The 16,938-nt window shown below is 52.7% G+C and carries 12 protein-coding genes and 1 tRNA gene; 8 read left to right on the forward strand and 5 right to left on the reverse strand.

Annotation, left to right across the window (positions count from 1 at the left end; translation table 11 throughout):
- The first annotated feature begins 162 nt into the window (after nucleotides 1-162).
- The 5 genes from nadC (at nucleotide 163) to GFH31_RS04255 (ending at nucleotide 5,561) form a co-directional block, all read left to right on the forward strand.
- A complete protein-coding gene (gene nadC / locus GFH31_RS04235) occupies nucleotides 163-1,026 on the forward strand; it encodes a carboxylating nicotinate-nucleotide diphosphorylase (protein ID WP_055205131.1) in 864 nt (287 codons plus the stop codon).
- 12 nt (nucleotides 1,027-1,038) lie between these two features.
- Nucleotides 1,039-3,222 carry a S9 family peptidase gene (locus GFH31_RS04240; protein ID WP_228385798.1) on the forward strand — a complete coding sequence of 728 codons (2,184 nt, stop codon included), beginning with the start codon at nucleotides 1,039-1,041 and terminating at the stop codon, nucleotides 3,220-3,222.
- Nucleotides 3,223-3,297: 75 nt separating this feature from the next.
- The gene (locus GFH31_RS04245; protein WP_153498165.1) at nucleotides 3,298-4,104 is read left to right on the forward strand and encodes a hypothetical protein; all 807 of its coding nucleotides are present in this window, start codon (nucleotides 3,298-3,300) and stop codon (nucleotides 4,102-4,104) included.
- 15 nt (nucleotides 4,105-4,119) lie between these two features.
- A complete protein-coding gene (locus GFH31_RS04250) occupies nucleotides 4,120-5,211 on the forward strand; it encodes a hypothetical protein (protein ID WP_118655790.1) in 1,092 nt (363 codons plus the stop codon).
- A gap of 11 nt (nucleotides 5,212-5,222) precedes the next feature.
- Nucleotides 5,223-5,561 carry a DUF4491 family protein gene (locus GFH31_RS04255; RefSeq protein ID WP_153498164.1) on the forward strand — a complete coding sequence of 113 codons (339 nt, stop codon included), beginning with the start codon at nucleotides 5,223-5,225 and terminating at the stop codon, nucleotides 5,559-5,561.
- Nucleotides 5,562-5,665: 104 nt separating this feature from the next.
- On the opposite strand, the gene GFH31_RS04260 is transcribed toward GFH31_RS04255, so the two are convergent.
- From GFH31_RS04260 to GFH31_RS04275, 4 genes are all read right to left on the reverse strand, one after another.
- Nucleotides 5,666-8,128, reverse strand: a complete 2,463-nt coding sequence (locus tag GFH31_RS04260; RefSeq protein WP_118655787.1) for a TlpA family protein disulfide reductase — start codon at nucleotides 8,126-8,128, stop codon at nucleotides 5,666-5,668.
- Nucleotides 8,129-8,364: 236 nt separating this feature from the next.
- On the reverse strand, nucleotides 8,365-10,815 hold the full coding sequence (locus tag GFH31_RS04265; protein ID WP_153498163.1) for a TlpA family protein disulfide reductase: 2,451 nt from the start codon (nucleotides 10,813-10,815) through the stop codon (nucleotides 8,365-8,367).
- A 108-nt stretch (nucleotides 10,816-10,923) separates the two neighbouring features.
- Nucleotides 10,924-11,523, reverse strand: coding sequence for a lipoprotein signal peptidase (locus GFH31_RS04270; RefSeq protein WP_055205129.1), 600 nt, complete (start codon nucleotides 11,521-11,523; stop codon nucleotides 10,924-10,926).
- Between the two features lie 120 nt (nucleotides 11,524-11,643).
- Nucleotides 11,644-11,916: an HU family DNA-binding protein gene (locus tag GFH31_RS04275; RefSeq protein ID WP_101572448.1), complete on the reverse strand. Its 273-nt coding sequence runs from the start codon at nucleotides 11,914-11,916 to the stop codon at nucleotides 11,644-11,646.
- Nucleotides 11,917-12,115: 199 nt separating this feature from the next.
- On the opposite strand from GFH31_RS04275, the gene GFH31_RS04280 reads away from it, so the two are divergent.
- From GFH31_RS04280 to GFH31_RS04290, 3 genes are all read left to right on the forward strand, one after another.
- Nucleotides 12,116-12,200 (forward strand) — tRNA-Ser (locus GFH31_RS04280).
- A gap of 471 nt (nucleotides 12,201-12,671) precedes the next feature.
- A complete protein-coding gene (locus GFH31_RS04285; protein WP_216645971.1) occupies nucleotides 12,672-13,883 on the forward strand; it encodes an ImmA/IrrE family metallo-endopeptidase in 1,212 nt (403 codons plus the stop codon).
- The gene (locus GFH31_RS04290) at nucleotides 13,880-14,497 is read left to right on the forward strand and encodes a DUF4411 family protein (RefSeq protein WP_153498162.1); all 618 of its coding nucleotides are present in this window, start codon (nucleotides 13,880-13,882) and stop codon (nucleotides 14,495-14,497) included. The genes GFH31_RS04285 and GFH31_RS04290 overlap by 4 nt, the downstream gene beginning before the upstream one ends.
- Nucleotides 14,498-14,629: 132 nt before the next feature.
- On the opposite strand, the gene GFH31_RS04295 is transcribed toward GFH31_RS04290, so the two are convergent.
- The gene (locus GFH31_RS04295) at nucleotides 14,630-16,927 is read right to left on the reverse strand and encodes a leucine-rich repeat domain-containing protein (protein WP_172970782.1); all 2,298 of its coding nucleotides are present in this window, start codon (nucleotides 16,925-16,927) and stop codon (nucleotides 14,630-14,632) included.
- Nucleotides 16,928-16,938 lie beyond the last annotated feature (11 nt).

The raw sequence follows: 16,938 nt of genomic DNA on the forward strand, positions 1-16,938 counted from the left end.
GGGTGAACCACAATTCCTTCGGCTTCGAAAATTCACGGAATCCGGAAAATACGGCGGATCGGCCCATACAAAGCGAACCGGACGGACGGCGGCCGATAAAAACAGCTGCATACGTATTTTTTTTTACCTTTGCTGCGTTATAAACTTATAATCGAAAAGAACATGAAGGAAGAATATATCCCGTTCGTCAACGACCTGATCGAACTGGCCATCCGCGAGGACATCGGCGACGGCGACCATTCGTCGCTCGCGTGCATCCCGCACGACGAACGCGGCCGGATGAAGCTGCTCGTCAAGCAGGAAGGCGTCCTGGCCGGCGTCGAAGTCGCCGAAACCGTGCTGCGCCGGCTCGATCCGGAAGCGAAATTCGAAAAACGGCTCGACGACGGCGCGCGCGTCCAACCGGGCGACATCGCCTTTTACGTCGAAGGACGGCTGATCTCATTGTTGCAGGCCGAACGCATCCTGCTGAACATCATGCAGCGGATGAGCGGCGTAGCGACGCAGACGGCCGTTTACGTCCAGGAACTGGACGGGCTCAAAACACAGGTGATCGACACGCGCAAAACCACGCCGGGCATGCGCGTGCTGGACAAGATGGCCGTCCGCATCGGCGGCGGCGGCAACCACCGCATCGGGCTGTTCGACATGGTGATCCTCAAGGACAACCACATCGACTTCGCCGGCGGCATCACGCCCGCGATCCGCAAGACGCAGGCCTACCTGAAAGAGAAAGGCAAAAATATCCCGATCGAAGTCGAGGTGCGGTCGCTGGACGACATCCGCGAAGTGCTCTCGGTAGGCGGCGTAGACCGGATCATGCTCGACAACTTCTCGCCGGAGACGACCCGCGAGGCGGTCGCGTTGATCGGCGGACGGTACGAAACCGAATCGTCGGGCGGCATCACGCTGAAAAACCTGCGCGAATATGCCGAATGCGGCGTAGACTTCATCTCGGTCGGCGCGCTGACGCACCAAATCAAGAGCCTCGACCTGAGCCTGAAAGCGTGTAAGGCCGGCGAATAATCTCTCTTGCCGATGAATTTCGAAACGCGGTATGACCTGTCCCGGCGCGGACGATACGCCGGACGTTTACTTTTCCTGATTACGATGGCTGCGCTTATCCTGAATCCCGGTGCGGCGGCCCAGGGCCGCTTCGACTACGCCGACCTGCGCGGCGGTTTGTTCACGCCGAAAACCGTCGGCGGCGTCCGCAGTATGCGCGACGGCGAACATTATACGGCGGTCGACAGCGGCCGCATCGTCCGATACAGCTACCGGACGGGCGAACGGCTGGCCGTGATTTTCGACCGCGCGACAGCCACCCCGTCGATAGACTTTACGGATTACCGGTTCAGCGCCGACGAAACCCGCATCTTGCTGTCGACCGACGTAAAACCGGTGTACCGCCGTTCGTTCACGGCCGAATACTGGATATTCGATACGAAAGACGGATCGCTCAGGCGGCTTTCGACGGGCGGGCCGCAGCAACAGGCCGCCTTCTCGCCGGACGGCCACCGCGTGGCCTTCGTTCGCGACAACGACCTTTTCGTGGCCGACCTCGCGGACGGCGCCGAACGCCGCATTACCTCCGATGGACGGAAGAACCACATCATCAACGGTATCCCCGACTGGGTATACGAAGAGGAATTCGCCTTCGCGCGGGCGTTCGAATGGTCGCCCGACGGACGGCGGATCGCCTGGCTGCGGTTCGACGAAAGCCGCGTCAGGGAGTACAATATGAACCGTTTCGACGGGAAGCTGTATCCGGAAAACTACACGTTCAAGTACCCGAAGGCCGGCGAGGAAAACTCGATCGTCGAACTCTACTGCCACGATCTGGAAACCGGCGAAACCGTCCGGATCGATACCGGCGGCGAAACCGACCGATACATTCCGCGCCTGCTGTGGACGCCGTCCGGAGAGCTGGCTTTCTACCGGCTGAACAGGCTGCAAAATCACTTCGAAGTGTTATTGAGCGACCGCAACGGCGCGACGCGCGTCGTTTACGACGAACGCGACGAACGCTACGTCGAACACGCCGACCGGTCGACCGTCACGTTCCTGCCCGACGGCGACCGTTTCGTCGTCCGCAGCGAACGGAACGGCTACATGCACCTGTACTTGCACAGCATCCGCAAAGGCTTTCTGAAACAACTGACCGACGGACAGTGGGAAGTCACGGCGATGCTGGGCGTCTCCGACGACCGGGTTTACTACTTGTCCACCGAAACCTCGCCGCTCAGACGCGACCTGTATGCGGTCCGACTGGACGGCAAGGATAAGAAACGGCTGACCGGGGGCGACGGCACTTACAACATCCTGCCGTCCGAAGGGTTTCGCTACTACATCAGTTACTTTTCGAACGTCGAGACGCCGGAGCGGATCACGCTGCACGCCGCCGACGGCCGGCTGATCCGCACGCTCGAAGACAACGCCGCGCTACGGGACACGCTGGCGGAGCGGGACGTACCGGTCAAAGAATTTTTCACGTTCCGGAATTCGGAAGGCATCGAACTGAACGGCTATCTGCTGCGGCCCGGCGATTTCGACCCGGCGAAAAAATACCCGGTGCTGATGACCCAGTACAGCGGTCCCGGATCGCAGCAGGTCGCCGACCGCTGGACGATGGAATGGACGGACGTGCTGGCGCAGCAAGGCTATATCGTCGCCTGCGTCGACGGCCGGGGAACCGGGTTCCGCGGCGAATCGTTCCGCAAATGCACGTACCGGCAACTGGGACGCTACGAAACCGAAGACCAGATCGAAGCGGCCCGCTACCTGGGGTCGCTGCCTTACGTGGACGGGTCGCGGATCGGCATTTACGGCTGGAGTTACGGCGGGTTCATGGCGTTGAACTGCATTCTGAAAGGCAACGACGTGTTCCGCATAGCGATCGCCGTAGCGCCGGTCACCTCATGGCGTTTCTACGACACGGTTTACACCGAAATTTATAACGGCATGCCGCAGGACAATCCGTCGGGCTACGACGACAATTCGCCGATCCGTTTCGCCGACCGGCTCGAAGGAAAACTGTTGATCGCGCACGGCACGGCCGACGACAACGTGCACATTCAAAACACCTACGAAATGGCCGCCCAACTGACCGCGCACGGCAAACCGTTCGAAATGCGGATCTATCCGGACAAAAACCACAGCATGGGCAATGCGCGGCACCACCTGTTGGAACGGTGCATCGAATTCGTAAAAGAAAATCTGTAAAAAAACGCCCCGGCCGTTTGGCGATGCGGCAAAAACTCGTTACCTTGCAGGAAGATAACCTAACCCCTGCAAAGCATGAAAACAAATGCAGCCGTTGCCGGATTGATCGCTCTGGGTTGCCTGTGCTTGTCGTTCAGCCCGCGAATCACGGATTCTCCCGCAGCCGAAAAGACGGCATCTTCATCCGTTTCCGCAAAAACGGATTCTCTGCAAAGGGAAGTCCGCCGTTTCGAAGACACGGTGCGTCAGATGGAAAAAGAACTGGGCTGGGCCGTGTTCGAAGAAGCCACCGAAATCGCTTACCGCAAGGGGATCATCGCCCCAGTCTATTCGCTGGCCGACTATCGTTTCGACATCGCATCCTACAACCTGAAAATCGACTCCTGCAAGGCCTATCGCCGGGCTTTCGACGATGCGGAGGAACAACTGCGCCAGGTGCTGATGCAGGACTCAGCTTACCTGTCGCTGATGCGGCACCTTCCGGAAAAGGACGGGAAACCGGACTACGAACGCCTGAAGGCCGGACAGGAACTGATATTCACCCGCCTGTCGCACACCTCCGAGGAATACCGCTGGAAGCGGGAGATCCGCGAACGCAGGCTGCTCGAATCGAACACCGCGCTGCTGCGCACCGTCGCTGCGGTCTGCCGCAGGCAAAACCGGGAGGTTCCGCCGTTTCCGGTTCCTCACTTACAGAACAAAATACAGAAAGACGCGGAAGCCATCGGATCGGATCTCGCCACAGACCTGTCTCCCGACAAAGAGATGGAAATGAAATACAGCGACGAACTGCGGCAGGCCATCGCCTCGCTGGAAGAAGCTCGCGAAGCCCTGTGGCTGACCCGGCAGGATCTGTACCGCCTGCAGGACGAGCGAAAATAATAATCCGCCGCAGCCATGAAAATCCCGATCTGCCTGATCTTCCCGTTCGTATTGCTGTTCCCGCACGCCCGGGCCGAAAATCCGGACGATTTTTCGCCGGAACGCAAGACATGCATTCTGCACCTGAGATCGGTCAGGGACTCACTCCAAAAAGACATAGACAGCAAAAGGCTGCGGATCAACGCGATCCTGTTCACCGAGGGGATCGCGGAGCTCACGGTTGCCGACCAGCCTTACATCCGGCTTCCGTTCCCGTGCCTCGGATACGACGATCTGGACGATTACGTCCGGGCCGTCGATTCGCTGCAGACGTTCGACCGGAGCTATTATCCGGCCGCCCAGCGACGCAGGGACAGTCTCCTTTCCCTCTCCTGCCGTTACCGGGCCGTTCCGGACGAAACGGACTCGCTGGAACTCGTATTCAAAAAAGCCGTGCTCCGGACGTTGTATGCAGATTTTCGGGCGCACGGGCGGCCGATAAACACGGAATACATCCTGGGGCCGGAGAACACGAACCGGGTCGTGGAAAAAAGCCACGAACGTCGGAGACTCGCGCTGGAACTGGGCGCCCTGTGTCGGCTGCTGGATAAAAAACAGATCGCAGCGGCCGCGCTCTGGACTCCGCAATGGAGTCGCTACGTGCAACCGATCCCGACGGCGAACGATTCGCTGCTCGCACGGATACGGCTCCGATCGGTCGATTCGCTCTGCCGCGCGACGGAGCGCAAAAAACTGCAGATCAACAAAAGGGTATACGATTTGATTATCCGCGAGGTAATCCGTACCGGGCGGCCCTTCCCGATGGAGTCGCTCGAAAGATGCGGTTCCATCCCCGTAGCCCGCTATCGGGCGCAGCTTTGCAGGAAGGGAAAAACGGTTCCGGAACAGATCGGATCGTTCGAATTCCAGCTCCGGTTGCTGAAAACGATAGCGACCGACTTCCGGCGGCAGCGGAAACTGTTGCCGGAAGGGGAAGTCACCCAGCTTGCCCGGTACCTCGACATCAACGCGGACGCAAAAATCATGCTGCTACGCGAAGAACTCGACGTCTTGGAACAAAAAACGGAACAGGCGATCGAAACTTACGTAGAACAAAAATACTTGTAAAACAAAACAATATGGAATTTTTAACGGAATATCATTTGCTGGGACTGGTCATCGGGATCGCCACCTTTTTGATTATCGGACTGTTTCACCCGGTAGTCGTCAAAGCCGAATATTACTGGGGAACCGGATGCTGGTGGATTTTCCTCGTGCTCGGAATCGGCGGGATCGCCTGGTCGCTGCTGACCGACAACGTACTGATCGCCGCGCTGGCCGGCGTGTTCGCGTTCTCGTCGTTCTGGACGATCAAGGAACTGTTCGAACAGCAAGAGCGCGTCCGCAAAGGCTGGTTCCCGGCCAACCCGAAACGCCGGACGAAACAGGTATGCCGGACGGAAGAAAAAAAACGGTAAAAATGTAAAAAGTCCCCCGGTTGTTTTAGTTTAAACCGGGGGCTTTTATTACTTTCGCCGGAACCGGCACGGTCGCCGGAAAACGGCAATCCCGCCCGAAACGATCACTGCTTTTCGAGTTCCAGCAACTTGCTTTTACAAAGCGCGGGACCGGAACGGCTCCATCGATTGTTATCGACCACCCGTCCCTGCTTATCGACCACAACGCAGTGCGGAATCCCGTAAATGTCGAATTTAGTACAAAGCAAGTTCCACTGATCGTCGGACAGCCTCAGGCGCTCGCCCTGAATCCGGCGTTCGGAAAGGAACCGATCGTAAGCCGCAAGCGGGGATATTCCTTCGGACGTGATATATAGGAACTTGATTTTCGAATCTTTCAGCTCTTCGACCGTTTGGCGGGCCTCAACCATCCCCTGCCTGCACGGAGCGCATCCGGTGCCCCAGAAATCGATGTATAGCACGTATCCCCTGTACGGAGCGATCAGCTCGTCGAAATAGTCGTCGGCTTTGGTTCGCGGCTCGTCTTTTTCGACCGGCCGGATTACGACCGACGAGGCTTCTTCGTACGCCCGCACGATCCGGCCGGTCAGGTACGGCGTCCCGACATACGGCAGCAACCGGGTCATTTCCGCGAAAAGATCCAACCGAAAATTCTCGTTTTGCTGTTGCTGCGACACGAGGCTGTAAAAATAACCGGTCAATGCGTAATCGTAAGCCAGGCAACGGTCCAATCCGTAACGGCGCAGCGTATCGAACGCATTCGCATACATGTATTTTTCGCGCAGCGTATCCAGCCGCGCCTGCTCTTTCGCCCGCTGCGCGTTGAACTCTTTGAGACAAGCCACGAAGCGACGACTGATCATCGTATCCCGGATCGAGACGGACTCTCCCCGGCTCTTGAACGGCAGGCTGTCCAACTCGGCCCGCTGCCCGGGAGTCAGGTCGGGACATCCTTCCCGCACCTTTCCGGCGATATACGCGATCAGCCCCGGCCCGAACAGACCGCTGAATGCGGAAAATGCGTCTGCGATACGGCCTATATTCATCACCGGACTGCTGACGACAAGCCGGCTGATTACCGAATTCGCATCGGACGTAGTAATCATCAGCGGATCGTCGACCCGCTCCATCGTAACGAAATCGTAAAAGGACGCCGGAAGCGGCCGGTAATCGGGATTCCTCTCGGCCTCGTAAACGCCGTCGTCGCGCAACCGACCGTTTATGATTTTCGAATTTTGATTCGCCGACGCATAGTCCAACAAATTACAAAATGCCCGCTGACTATGCTCCGCGTAGAGCAGATCCCGCGTCCGGCCGCTTATTTCGTAACGGGCCGCCAGAGCCGACAACGAATCTTCCGTCCGGCGAAAACGTTCGGCGATCCACGCCTTGTATTCGTCGGCAGCCCCTCTCCCGACGCACTCCTGAGTCCGGCCGTAAACGCTGTCTTGCGCCGGCACGATTCGGTCGGCGATCATCCGGTACATATTGTATTCGGCCGCGCGGCCCATAAACCGCGACCGGCTCCAGTCCTTCATTCCCGATCTGCACTGAGGATTCTGCAGATCCGACATCACGAAACGGCACATCAGCGTATCGCCCGGCTCGACGTACAAATTCCTGATCGTTCCGGGTCCCAGGCTCATCACCAAGGTCTTCGGATGTTCCGTTTCGATTTCGGCGGAAAAACGGCCGTCCGGAAGCACCTCGATCAGCGCCGCGCAATCCCGGCGCGTTATCGGATCGTACGACATCAGGGTTCCCGACGTAAAGCCGAACTGCGGCGTATACCCTTCCAGAATACCCCGGATCACGGCCGTGCCCGGACGATACAGCTCGTTCCGGTACTTCTCCGGATCGTATTTCCACTCCGCCGCCGGCGTAGTGCGGCGCACCAGGTCGCGGCCCAGCGTCGCGAACGTACGGCCGTCGGAGCCGAGCAGCAGCGCGCCGTCGCGCCCTTCCTTCAAGCAGAGCGTCGTATCGCGATCGCCATTCTTAAGCTGCACCCACAGCGTTTTTCCTTTGCGGGTCACCGTTCCGTAATCCCAGAAATCGTTCCGCCACACCGCCGTCTGCGGCAGAAAACCGCAGACCCACCGGTTCGAACCGTCGGAAGTCATCCAATGGCCCGCAGCCCACGCCGGAAGCGGCGACGGCGCATCCTTCAGCCAAATGCCGTACGTATTTTCGAGCGGTTTCTGTCTGCCGAGAAAATCGACGCAACGCACATCCGCATCCAGCGGTTCGAAAACGAACCGCGCTTTCGACACGCCGGGAGCGGGTAGAAAAACCTCCTTGCCCAGTTCGAACCCTTCGGCCGCCAGCAGCCTGTACCGCCGGTCGCCGCCGCGTTCCCGCAGATAACATCCCGTATCGTAACGGATCCACGAAGCGGGATCGTTGCGTAACGTCACCTCGGCCACCGTCCGCTCTTTTGTGGTTTCGATCCGGTCGAACCGCACGACGTAAACATAATCGTTCCGCACCGGATCGACCGTACGTTTCTGTCCCCAAGCCGCACAGCATAGCAACAAAAACAATCCCGACAACAAACTCTTTTTCATATCGCATCGTTTTAGATTTGCAGGTTTCCGTCCGGAATCCGGACGCTAAACAAATTTAATAAAAATATCCTGAAAAAGCTATTTCATAACACAAAAAGACAACCCTTTCGGATTGTCTTTTAAAACATTTCTTTTTCTGCACAACAAATACAGCGAACAACCGGGCCGCTATCGATGCCGCGGGACGTCGGTTTCTACTGCTACGCCGCTCCCCCGCCACCCGATCCGGATCGTCGTCAAGGCTCTTTCTCCAGCTTCAGCAATTTACTTTTACAGTGTTTCGGCCCTATCCTGCACCACCCGTTATTATCGACGATGCGCCCCTGTTTATCGACTACGGCGTAATGCGGGATTCCGCCGATGTCGAATTTCGCTTTCAGCAGGTTCCACTGATCGCGGGTAACCCGGATATGCTCTCCCCCGATCCCGTTCTCCGTCAAAAAACGGTCGTAAACCTCGACCGGCGACTGCGATTCGTCGGTAATATAAAGGAACTTGATTTTCAAATCTTTCAACTCTTCGACGACCGGTTTCGCCGCGATCATGCCGCTGCGACACGGCCCGCAACCCGTCGACCAGAAATCGAGGAATAGTACGTTTTCCTTGTAGGGCGCGATCAGTTCGTCGAAATATTCGTCGGCCTTCGTCCGCGGCTTCTGCCGCTCCTGCGTCCGGCGGGTTTCGCAACCCGAAGCATACGACTGCACGATCTTACCGGTCACGTACGGGGTTTTGACATAGGGCAGCAGCCGGGCTACCTCCTCCAGTCGGGCGCTGTCATTCTCCAGTCTGTCACCTTGGCCGGCATACCAGCGTGCGAGCGTATAATCGTAAGCCACGCAGCGATCCAATCCGTAACTGCGCAAAGTGTCGAAAGCGGCCCGGTAAAGCGACCGTTCTTGTTCCGACCTGATCCGGGCGATCTCCCGTTTCAAAAAATCCTGCTCCAAAGCCCGGAAACGACGGATGACGATAGTATCGAGCCCGGCCAATCCGGCGGAATCCCTTTTCCCGGCGATCAACGAATCCAGCGTAGCCATCTGATGCGGGGTCGGCTCCGGCATCGACGCTTTCATCCGCTTGCCGACATCGGCGACCGCTTTCATCCCGAGGGAGTCGTATCGTTTATTAAACCCGTTGTATGCGGCGCCTACGAACATGGCCGGGCCGTATTCGAGCCGGTTGATCACCTCGGCAAAGCAGGTTGTCGCGATCATCAGCGGATCGTCGACGAAATCCATCGTCATAAAATCACAGAACGACTTCGGCAGCGGCCGGTAATCGGGATTCGGCGTCGCCTTATAGGTTCCGTCGGGCCGTTGCGAGTAGGTATACCGGCGATCGGAATGCCGCATCTGGTAATTGAGCAGGTTCCGGTACTCGGCCGTCCGGAAATTCGCATACAGCAGATCCCGCGTCCGGTCGGAAAGTTCATAGCGGGCGGACAGCGCCGCCAGCGAATCGTCCACCTGACGGAGCCGCCCGTCGATCCACGCCCTGAATTCGTCCGAGGCGTCCTTCTCGATGCATTCGCTCATCCGGTCGTAAACGCCCCACGGATTGGGCATCATCCGTTGGGCGATTAAATAAAACTGGTTATGCGGCGCCGAACCTCCCATGAACCGGGAACAATCCCATATCTGTTCATACCCATGCCGCCGGGGATTCTGCAAATCGGTTATACTGTAATAACACATCAGCGTATCGCCCGGCGCCACGAATACATAACCGGAGACGCCTTCTCCGATCTGCATATACAATGCCTGCGGAGCTTCCACCTCCACTTCCACGTCGAACCGTCCGTCGGGCCGGATTTCGATCAGAGAATAAGAATCCCGGCGCAGGACGTGGTCGGTCACGCCCAACGAACCGGTCGTATAGCCCAGCTTCGGGGTATAGCCGTCGATCACGCCGCGGATCACCGCTTTCTTTTTACCGTACAGGACGTCCCTGTATTTTTCCGGGTCGTATTTCCACTCCGCCGCCGGCGCAGTGCGGCGCACCAAGTCGCGGCCCAGCGTCGCGAACGTACGGCCGTCGGAGCCGAGCAACAGCGCGCCGTCGCGCCCTTCCTTCAGGCAGAGCGTCGTATCGCGATCGCCGTTCTTAAGCTGCACCCACAGCGTTTTTCCTTTACGGGTCACCGTTCCGTAATCCCAGAAATCGTTCCGCCACACCGCCGTCTGCGGCAGAAAACCGCAGACCCACCGGTTCGAACCGTCCGTCGTCAACCAGTTTCCCGACGCCCAATCCGGCAGTACCGAAGGTTTCTCCGATCTCTCCAGAAAAATTCCGTACGTATTATGCGATTTTTTCCAGCTCGGATCGATGAAATCGACGCAATGTACATCGGCATCGACCGGATCGAAAATGAAACGGGCTTTCATCTCGCCCGATTCGGGCATATACACTTCCTTATTGAGTTCGAAGCCTTCCGCGGCCAACAACCGGTACCGCCGGTCGCTGCCGCAATCTTGCAGATACGTCGTCAGCGAATCGTACCGGATCCAGTAATTCGGGAGGTAGCGCAGCGTCACTTCGGCCACCGTCCGTTTACCGGTGATTTCGACGCGGTCGAATTTCGCCACATAGGAGAAATCGCTCCGGACGGGATCGACGATCCGTTTCTGTCCGTAAACGCTACAAGCCCACAGCAGCAGGAGACCTGCCAGCAGATTCTTTTTCATGACAGAGCAGTTTTAGGTTCGGGCACCGGCACATGCCGACGTATCACAAATATAGCAAAATACACCAAAAAAACCGCTTTGCGACACAAAAAGACACTCCGCCGCGAATTATTTGAAATATTTACGCTGGAACAGCAACAAGTAAATGACGCCGACGGTGATGTAACTGTCGGCGAAGTTGAAGATCGGGCTGAAAAACAGGAACGGCTCCCCTCCCACCCCGGGAATCCACGACGGGAAAACGCCCTCCACGATCGGGAAAAACAGCATATCCACGACTTTGCCGTGCAGAAATCCGGCATAACCGCCGCCTTCGGGCAGGAAAGTGGCGACGCTCGTAAAGGTCGATTCGGAAAACAACAGCCCGTAGAACGCGCTGTCGAGCACGTTGCCGAGCGCTCCGGCAAAGATTAGCGAGAAACCCGCCAGAACGCCGGCCGGCGCCTTTTTCCGGTATAAATAAAAAATATAATACCCCAAAGCACCGATCGCCAGCAGACGGAAAACACTGAGTATCAACTTCCCGTAATTACCCCCCAACTCGAATCCGAACGCGGCTCCCGGATTTTCGATAAACCGGATGAAAAACCAATTCGGAAAAACCGTCACACTCTGATCCAACATGAAATGCGTCTTGATCCAAATCTTAACGATCTGGTCGAATACCAGCAAAGCGACGATCAACAGGATAATCTTCTTTTTACTCATCGTGAAGGGGCTCATTTAAGATCTGCAAAGATTGTCTATTTTTTTGGAAAAGACAAACCCGCAAACAAAAAGCAGACAGCCCGTTTCCGCAAACCGCCCGCTTTCGTTCCGACCTCCCCGTTATTTCAGCATATCGCTCAATTCTGCACCGGCTCTGAATTTGACCACATTCCGCGGGGCGATCCGGATAGCCGCCCCCGTTCGGGGATTGCGTCCCGTACGTTCCGGCTTTTTAGCCACCGAGAACGATCCGAAACCGACCAGTACGATCTTGTCGCCCGACCGCAACGTTTCGCCGGTCACTTCAATGAACGCGTCGAGCGCTTTTTTGGCATCGACTTTCGTAATTTTTGCATTTCGCGCAATGGCGTCAACGAGTTGAGATTTATTCATGACTCTTAAGTTTAGGTAAACACGCTGAATTTCAGCACGTTTACAAATATAGTCATTTATCTCGTAAAAACGAAAAACTTAAAATGGAAAATTCGCCAACCGTCCGAAACGCAAAACAAACGTCCCGCCGCCGGAAAACAAACGGGAGAAAGCGCACTACAAGTTGGAAAAGTAAAATTTCCGTTATATTTTTGTCCCCGGAGAGATGGCAGAGTGGTCGATCGCGGCGGTCTTGAAAACCGTTGAGCTGCGAGGCTCCGGGGGTTCGAATCCCTCTCTCTCCGCAATAAATACTGAATATCAGTGTATTGCAAGATCAACACCCGACTTTACACCCAAAAATGTAAGGTGGGGTGTTTTATTTTCTACATCTAAAATCTCATACAATATAAACTAATGAATAAATAAAAATCGATTCGATCTTGGCTTAGGGTACTTTTAAATACCATCAAAAAAAGATTATTGATTTTTCACTCGTTAATATTCTCCGCTTAAGACTTTGCTAAAGCAGCCTCACAGTATAGGCTTTCTTTTGAATTTGCACAGTATTCGTAGGGCGTGTCGTTGGGTAACATTAAATCAGGCCGGTCAACTCCAGACGCAATATATGCCAAATAATCGTAATTGCCGAGACATTCACCATCTCATTGAAGGAAGTAGCGAATGTCACCTTCTTTTTTCATTGGAAGATGTATGCATTGTACTTCATTGCTATCATTCAAGAAAGTAAGTTGTTATAGACCATAATAATTATTATGGCAAAAAAAATATATCTTTGCTACTGTAATAATGATTTTTTATCTAGCTTGAAAGTAGAACAGAATATATCAAGACTTAATTATTTGTTGTCGTTATATGGAATGACAATGGATGACTTGCTTTCTACAATCAACAAGGGAAGAAAGCATCTTATTACTCAAAATGAGGTCTTTTCAAAAGATATTGATATTAGTATCTTAAAAAAGATAGATAAAATATTTGATAAAGGACTTCATTTTTATCTTGATCCAAAAACCTTAGTACAGACAGCGGAGGCTAGCATATTTTTTAGAAAAAATAGTTTCGGAACTGAACTAAATATCGGTGCAAGAAAAATCGTAACTCAATTTGAGGATTTCAAGATTTCTTTTTCTGCGATAGCAAAGCTTGCTGATATAAATCTTAATAGAAATCTCCCAGTATACAATATTGGTCAATCAGCTAAAAATGTTGCCAACCAACTAAGGAAATTAATATATCCTAATCATCAAACAAAAACAAGAAAAGATTTTTTAACAGCTATTATCGGTAAATTGGCTGAAAGGAATATTTTAGTTTTTGAATTTGTTGAAACGTGGAATAAAAAAGAGAAAGCGAATATTGATGGCTTTTTTCTGTGCCCTAATGTCATCGTTCTAAAACGGAACCAAAATGCCTTTAATAGAGAAATATTTACACTTCTTCATGAATTAGGACACTACCTATTAAACGAAGAAGAAATAGAACAAGTTGATGTTTTAAATACTGTTAATTCGAATCTTAGTGAGGTTGAGAGATGGTGTAATGATTTTGCTTACTATTTCTTAGCAGGAGATTACTCTGCCATTATTGATAATATGGATATGGCTGATGCCTCAAACGATTATTATCATGAAACAATAGAAGAAATATCTCAAAAAGTAAATCTTAGTCGAATAGCATTATATACTAGGCTTTTATTGCAGGGAAAAATATCACCTCACAATTATAATCTGGTAAAAACAGATTTGGATGAACAATACCATAATTGGCTACAAGAAAAAAAGAAAGAAAGGGATTTAAAGAAAGTGGATGGGCGTAAGCAAGGTGGCTCTTCTCCGATACCAATAAAATCTCCGCTACTTATTTCTACTATTCAGACAGCCTTTTATGAAGGAGTTATAAATGAATCTGAGGTATGTAAAACACTTAATATACCTCCTACAAAACTGGATAAATTCATTCAATGAAAGTAATAATTGATACCTGTTCGCTTTTGTCGCTGGTACGTTATTACTTACCATTCGACAAACAAAATAACCTACTCAATTTTATAAGAAGTAAAATTGAGGCAAGTGAATTGATTATTATTGATGCAGTGTACAAGGAGTGCCAAATTATTGCAAAAGGGATAATTTTAGATACGTTATTTTACCTCAAAGATAAAAACTTCAAAAAAGACAATGAAGTGCCTGTAAATACAGAAAATATCATAGCTCCATCTCCTGCAAAATTTTTACGCCAAGTTGACAATCAGTTTGTGATAGGCATAATGAAAAATAGACTCTCAGAAGCAGAATATGAGAATAGAAAAGAAGAATTTATGAGGTCTGCTGATATGAGAATGATTTTATATTATCTCAATTTGAAGCAACAAGCTGAGTCGCAACCACGGCAATCTTCTTTATTTGAAGAGGATACTAATAGAAAAGATATAATTATAGTAACAGAGGAAACACAAGCCAATAATGATGGTAAATTATTTCACAAAATTCCTAAGATATGTGAGATACTAAATATTCCAATAATGACATTGCCGGAATTATTAACGGAATACGATGTAATAGATGCATTGTTCAAATAAACTCCGATATAGTTTCATACATTTAAATAACAAACTGAGTCACATGAAGACCCGGGACGCACTTATATAAGTGCGTCCCGGTTTACTTCGTGTACTAATGTTATGTAGAGGTTATTCCTCGTCGAAAGGTTATTACAAATCCCGGTATTCGATCGTGTAACCACATTTGTCGGGATTCAACAGCACGGTTTTCCAGTAGTTCTCGGTCCCGTCTTCCTGAAGATCGTCTTCGTATCCGGTCGCACCGGTAGGCACGATCAGTTTCTTTTGTCCGTCAGGCACGTTCAAGCCTGCCAGATAGTTTCTGCCGTGGTCTTCATTGATCATTCCGAAATCCTCGAATTTCACCGCAGGGGCTTTCATAGCTTTGCAGGTGATGGTTTCCAGATTGTAGCATCCGAGCAACACCCTATTGTTGAAAGCGGCCGTATTGGACGGGAAGGTCACGGATGTCAACGCTTCATCCTGATAAAAGAATCCGAGTCCGAATGTCAACGGAGCTTCCCCGTCTTCGATAACGGCGGTTTTCAGGTTCGGCATATCGGCGAACGCCACCTGTTCAACCGTGGATACCGTACCCGGAATGGTGATCGACTCCAGAGCCGTCCAACGGAAAGTTTCAGATCCTATGGATGTAATATCGTTGGAGAAAGTTGCCGATGTCAGTTGTTCGCATTGTTTGAACATCCTCGGCGACAGTACGGTAACCGCGTTGGGAAGTACGATCGAAGAAATAGATGTTCCCGCAAAAGCGCCATATTCAATACTGGTCACCGATTCGGGCAGATTGATCTCTGTTATGCCCGAACAACCGCTGAACGCATTGTACCCGATGGTTTCCAGTTGCGGCGGGAAAGTTACGGCCCGAATGCTTTTGCAGTTGGCGAATATTTGATCGGGAATCGCCGTCATATCGTCGGGGAAAGTTACGTTCTGTATCTCTAAATGTTCGCACCCCTCGAACAGCAGACGCTCGTAAGTGGTAATGTTCGACAAATTGACGGTTCGCAGATTCGTACAGCCTCTGAAAGCCATTGTCCTTAACGTCGTCACGCTTTCGGGCAGTGTGACTTCGGTCAGCGAGGTGCAGTTCTGGAAACCGCCGGCCCCGATATATGTCATTGCATCGGTCAAACCGACACTTACCAAATTACTGCACCCTTTGAAAAAATAGGCCGGCATATAGGTAATGTTCTCCGGGAATATGAACGAACGCAAAGCTGTGCTGTTTTCGAAGGAGTTGTTGAACATGGTATTCCTTTCGAATATGGCTTTGCTCAGGTCGATCACTTCGAGATTCCGATCCTTTATCGCGGTAAGATGATTCTGAGTCAATTTCTGTCCCCCGACGGAGAGTGCCGCGAATGAAGAATAGGTTCCTTCCGGCATATCCGCTGTTTCCCATTTCGTCCAAGCTTCACCATCAAGCGAATAGTAAAGTCCCGTTTCGGTAGGCGTATCTTTCGGCTCGGTCGTTTCGATGTCGTCTCCGGCGAAAGCGGCTTCGGTCTCGACATGGAGCGTTCCGGTTTGAGTAAGCAGGGCGCCGGTCACGTTGGTGCGGTAGTTCTGTTGCAACGGAATGTTGGTCATGTTATATGTCACGACTTCGCTATTGTCGGCACGGTAGAAATGCACGTCCATATCCACTACGTTTTTCCCTTCGGACGAAGTGAAATAATAGCCGGTGAACACCTTGTTCTTGTCGGGCGCAGCACCTTCCTTTTCGGTCTTGACAGCCACATACGAGCGGAGATCGGAAGTCGCCGAACCGAACGAAGTCCCGGTCAGTACATTGAAATCCGCCGCCGTCGTTATGGTAAGGCCGGTGTAGGCGGGTCTGAAGCTCTCCTCCACCTGCTCATAGTCCGTAGTAAAGATATTGAGCTGCGCTACGGCACGGGTCAGGGTAATGGTTTCGTTTATGGGTGCATCTGCGGTCACTTGCTTGTGTGCCGAAAAAGCATCGCGGGTAGCTGCCAGCTCGTAGTCGTGCTGCTCGTCGGTAATATAGGTCTTTTCGGACCGGCTGACCTCCTTCAAACCGTTGACGGTCGTATAGTGCATATCCTCGTTGCCGCCGTCCTCGGCATAGTCGGCCCACAAGAGAAAATCGAAAGTACGGCCGGAAAGGAGCGTGACGTCGAAAGAGGTCGTCTTGTCTGCGTCCGCCTCCTTTACGATCCGTTTGTAGAGTTCGGGCTTATCGCCGCTTGTCCAGATTTCGAGGATATACCGCAGGTGGTATCCCTCTATGTCCGCTACCTGTTCGGTTACGGCCCTCGATTGCGGGGCCGACGGCAGCCGCGTAGCGAGTGAAACGGCTACCTCCTTCGTCCGGACTTGTCCCGGATCAAGCTCTTTGCTGCACGATGTAAAGGCCAACGCGGCCGATAACATCACCAATGAAAACAATGTGAACTTTTTCATAGAATTAGAAT

This window comes from Alistipes sp. dk3624 (assembly GCF_009557455.1).
GTDB lineage: Bacteria > Bacteroidota > Bacteroidia > Bacteroidales > Rikenellaceae > Alistipes_A > Alistipes_A hominis.

What these genes read in the sequence shown, in the direction of transcription:
- GFH31_RS04255 (WP_153498164.1), top strand. Translation starts at nt 5,223, where the DNA reads ATGGAATTTTTAACGGAATATCATTTGCTGGGACTGGTCATCGGGATC.
- GFH31_RS04275 (WP_101572448.1), bottom strand. Translation starts at nt 11,916, where the DNA reads ATGAATAAATCTCAACTCGTTGACGCCATTGCGCGAAATGCAAAAATT.
- GFH31_RS04265 (WP_153498163.1), bottom strand. Translation starts at nt 10,815, where the DNA reads ATGAAAAAGAATCTGCTGGCAGGTCTCCTGCTGCTGTGGGCTTGTAGC.
- nadC (WP_055205131.1), top strand. Translation starts at nt 163, where the DNA reads ATGAAGGAAGAATATATCCCGTTCGTCAACGACCTGATCGAACTGGCC.
- GFH31_RS04250 (WP_118655790.1), top strand. Translation starts at nt 4,120, where the DNA reads ATGAAAATCCCGATCTGCCTGATCTTCCCGTTCGTATTGCTGTTCCCG.
- GFH31_RS04260 (WP_118655787.1), bottom strand. Translation starts at nt 8,128, where the DNA reads ATGAAAAAGAGTTTGTTGTCGGGATTGTTTTTGTTGCTATGCTGTGCG.
- GFH31_RS04240 (WP_228385798.1), top strand. Translation starts at nt 1,039, where the DNA reads ATGAATTTCGAAACGCGGTATGACCTGTCCCGGCGCGGACGATACGCC.
- GFH31_RS04245 (WP_153498165.1), top strand. Translation starts at nt 3,298, where the DNA reads ATGAAAACAAATGCAGCCGTTGCCGGATTGATCGCTCTGGGTTGCCTG.
- GFH31_RS04285 (WP_216645971.1), top strand. Translation starts at nt 12,672, where the DNA reads ATGGCAAAAAAAATATATCTTTGCTACTGTAATAATGATTTTTTATCT.
- GFH31_RS04290 (WP_153498162.1), top strand. Translation starts at nt 13,880, where the DNA reads ATGAAAGTAATAATTGATACCTGTTCGCTTTTGTCGCTGGTACGTTAT.
- GFH31_RS04295 (WP_172970782.1), bottom strand. Translation starts at nt 16,927, where the DNA reads ATGAAAAAGTTCACATTGTTTTCATTGGTGATGTTATCGGCCGCGTTG.
- GFH31_RS04270 (WP_055205129.1), bottom strand. Translation starts at nt 11,523, where the DNA reads ATGAGTAAAAAGAAGATTATCCTGTTGATCGTCGCTTTGCTGGTATTC.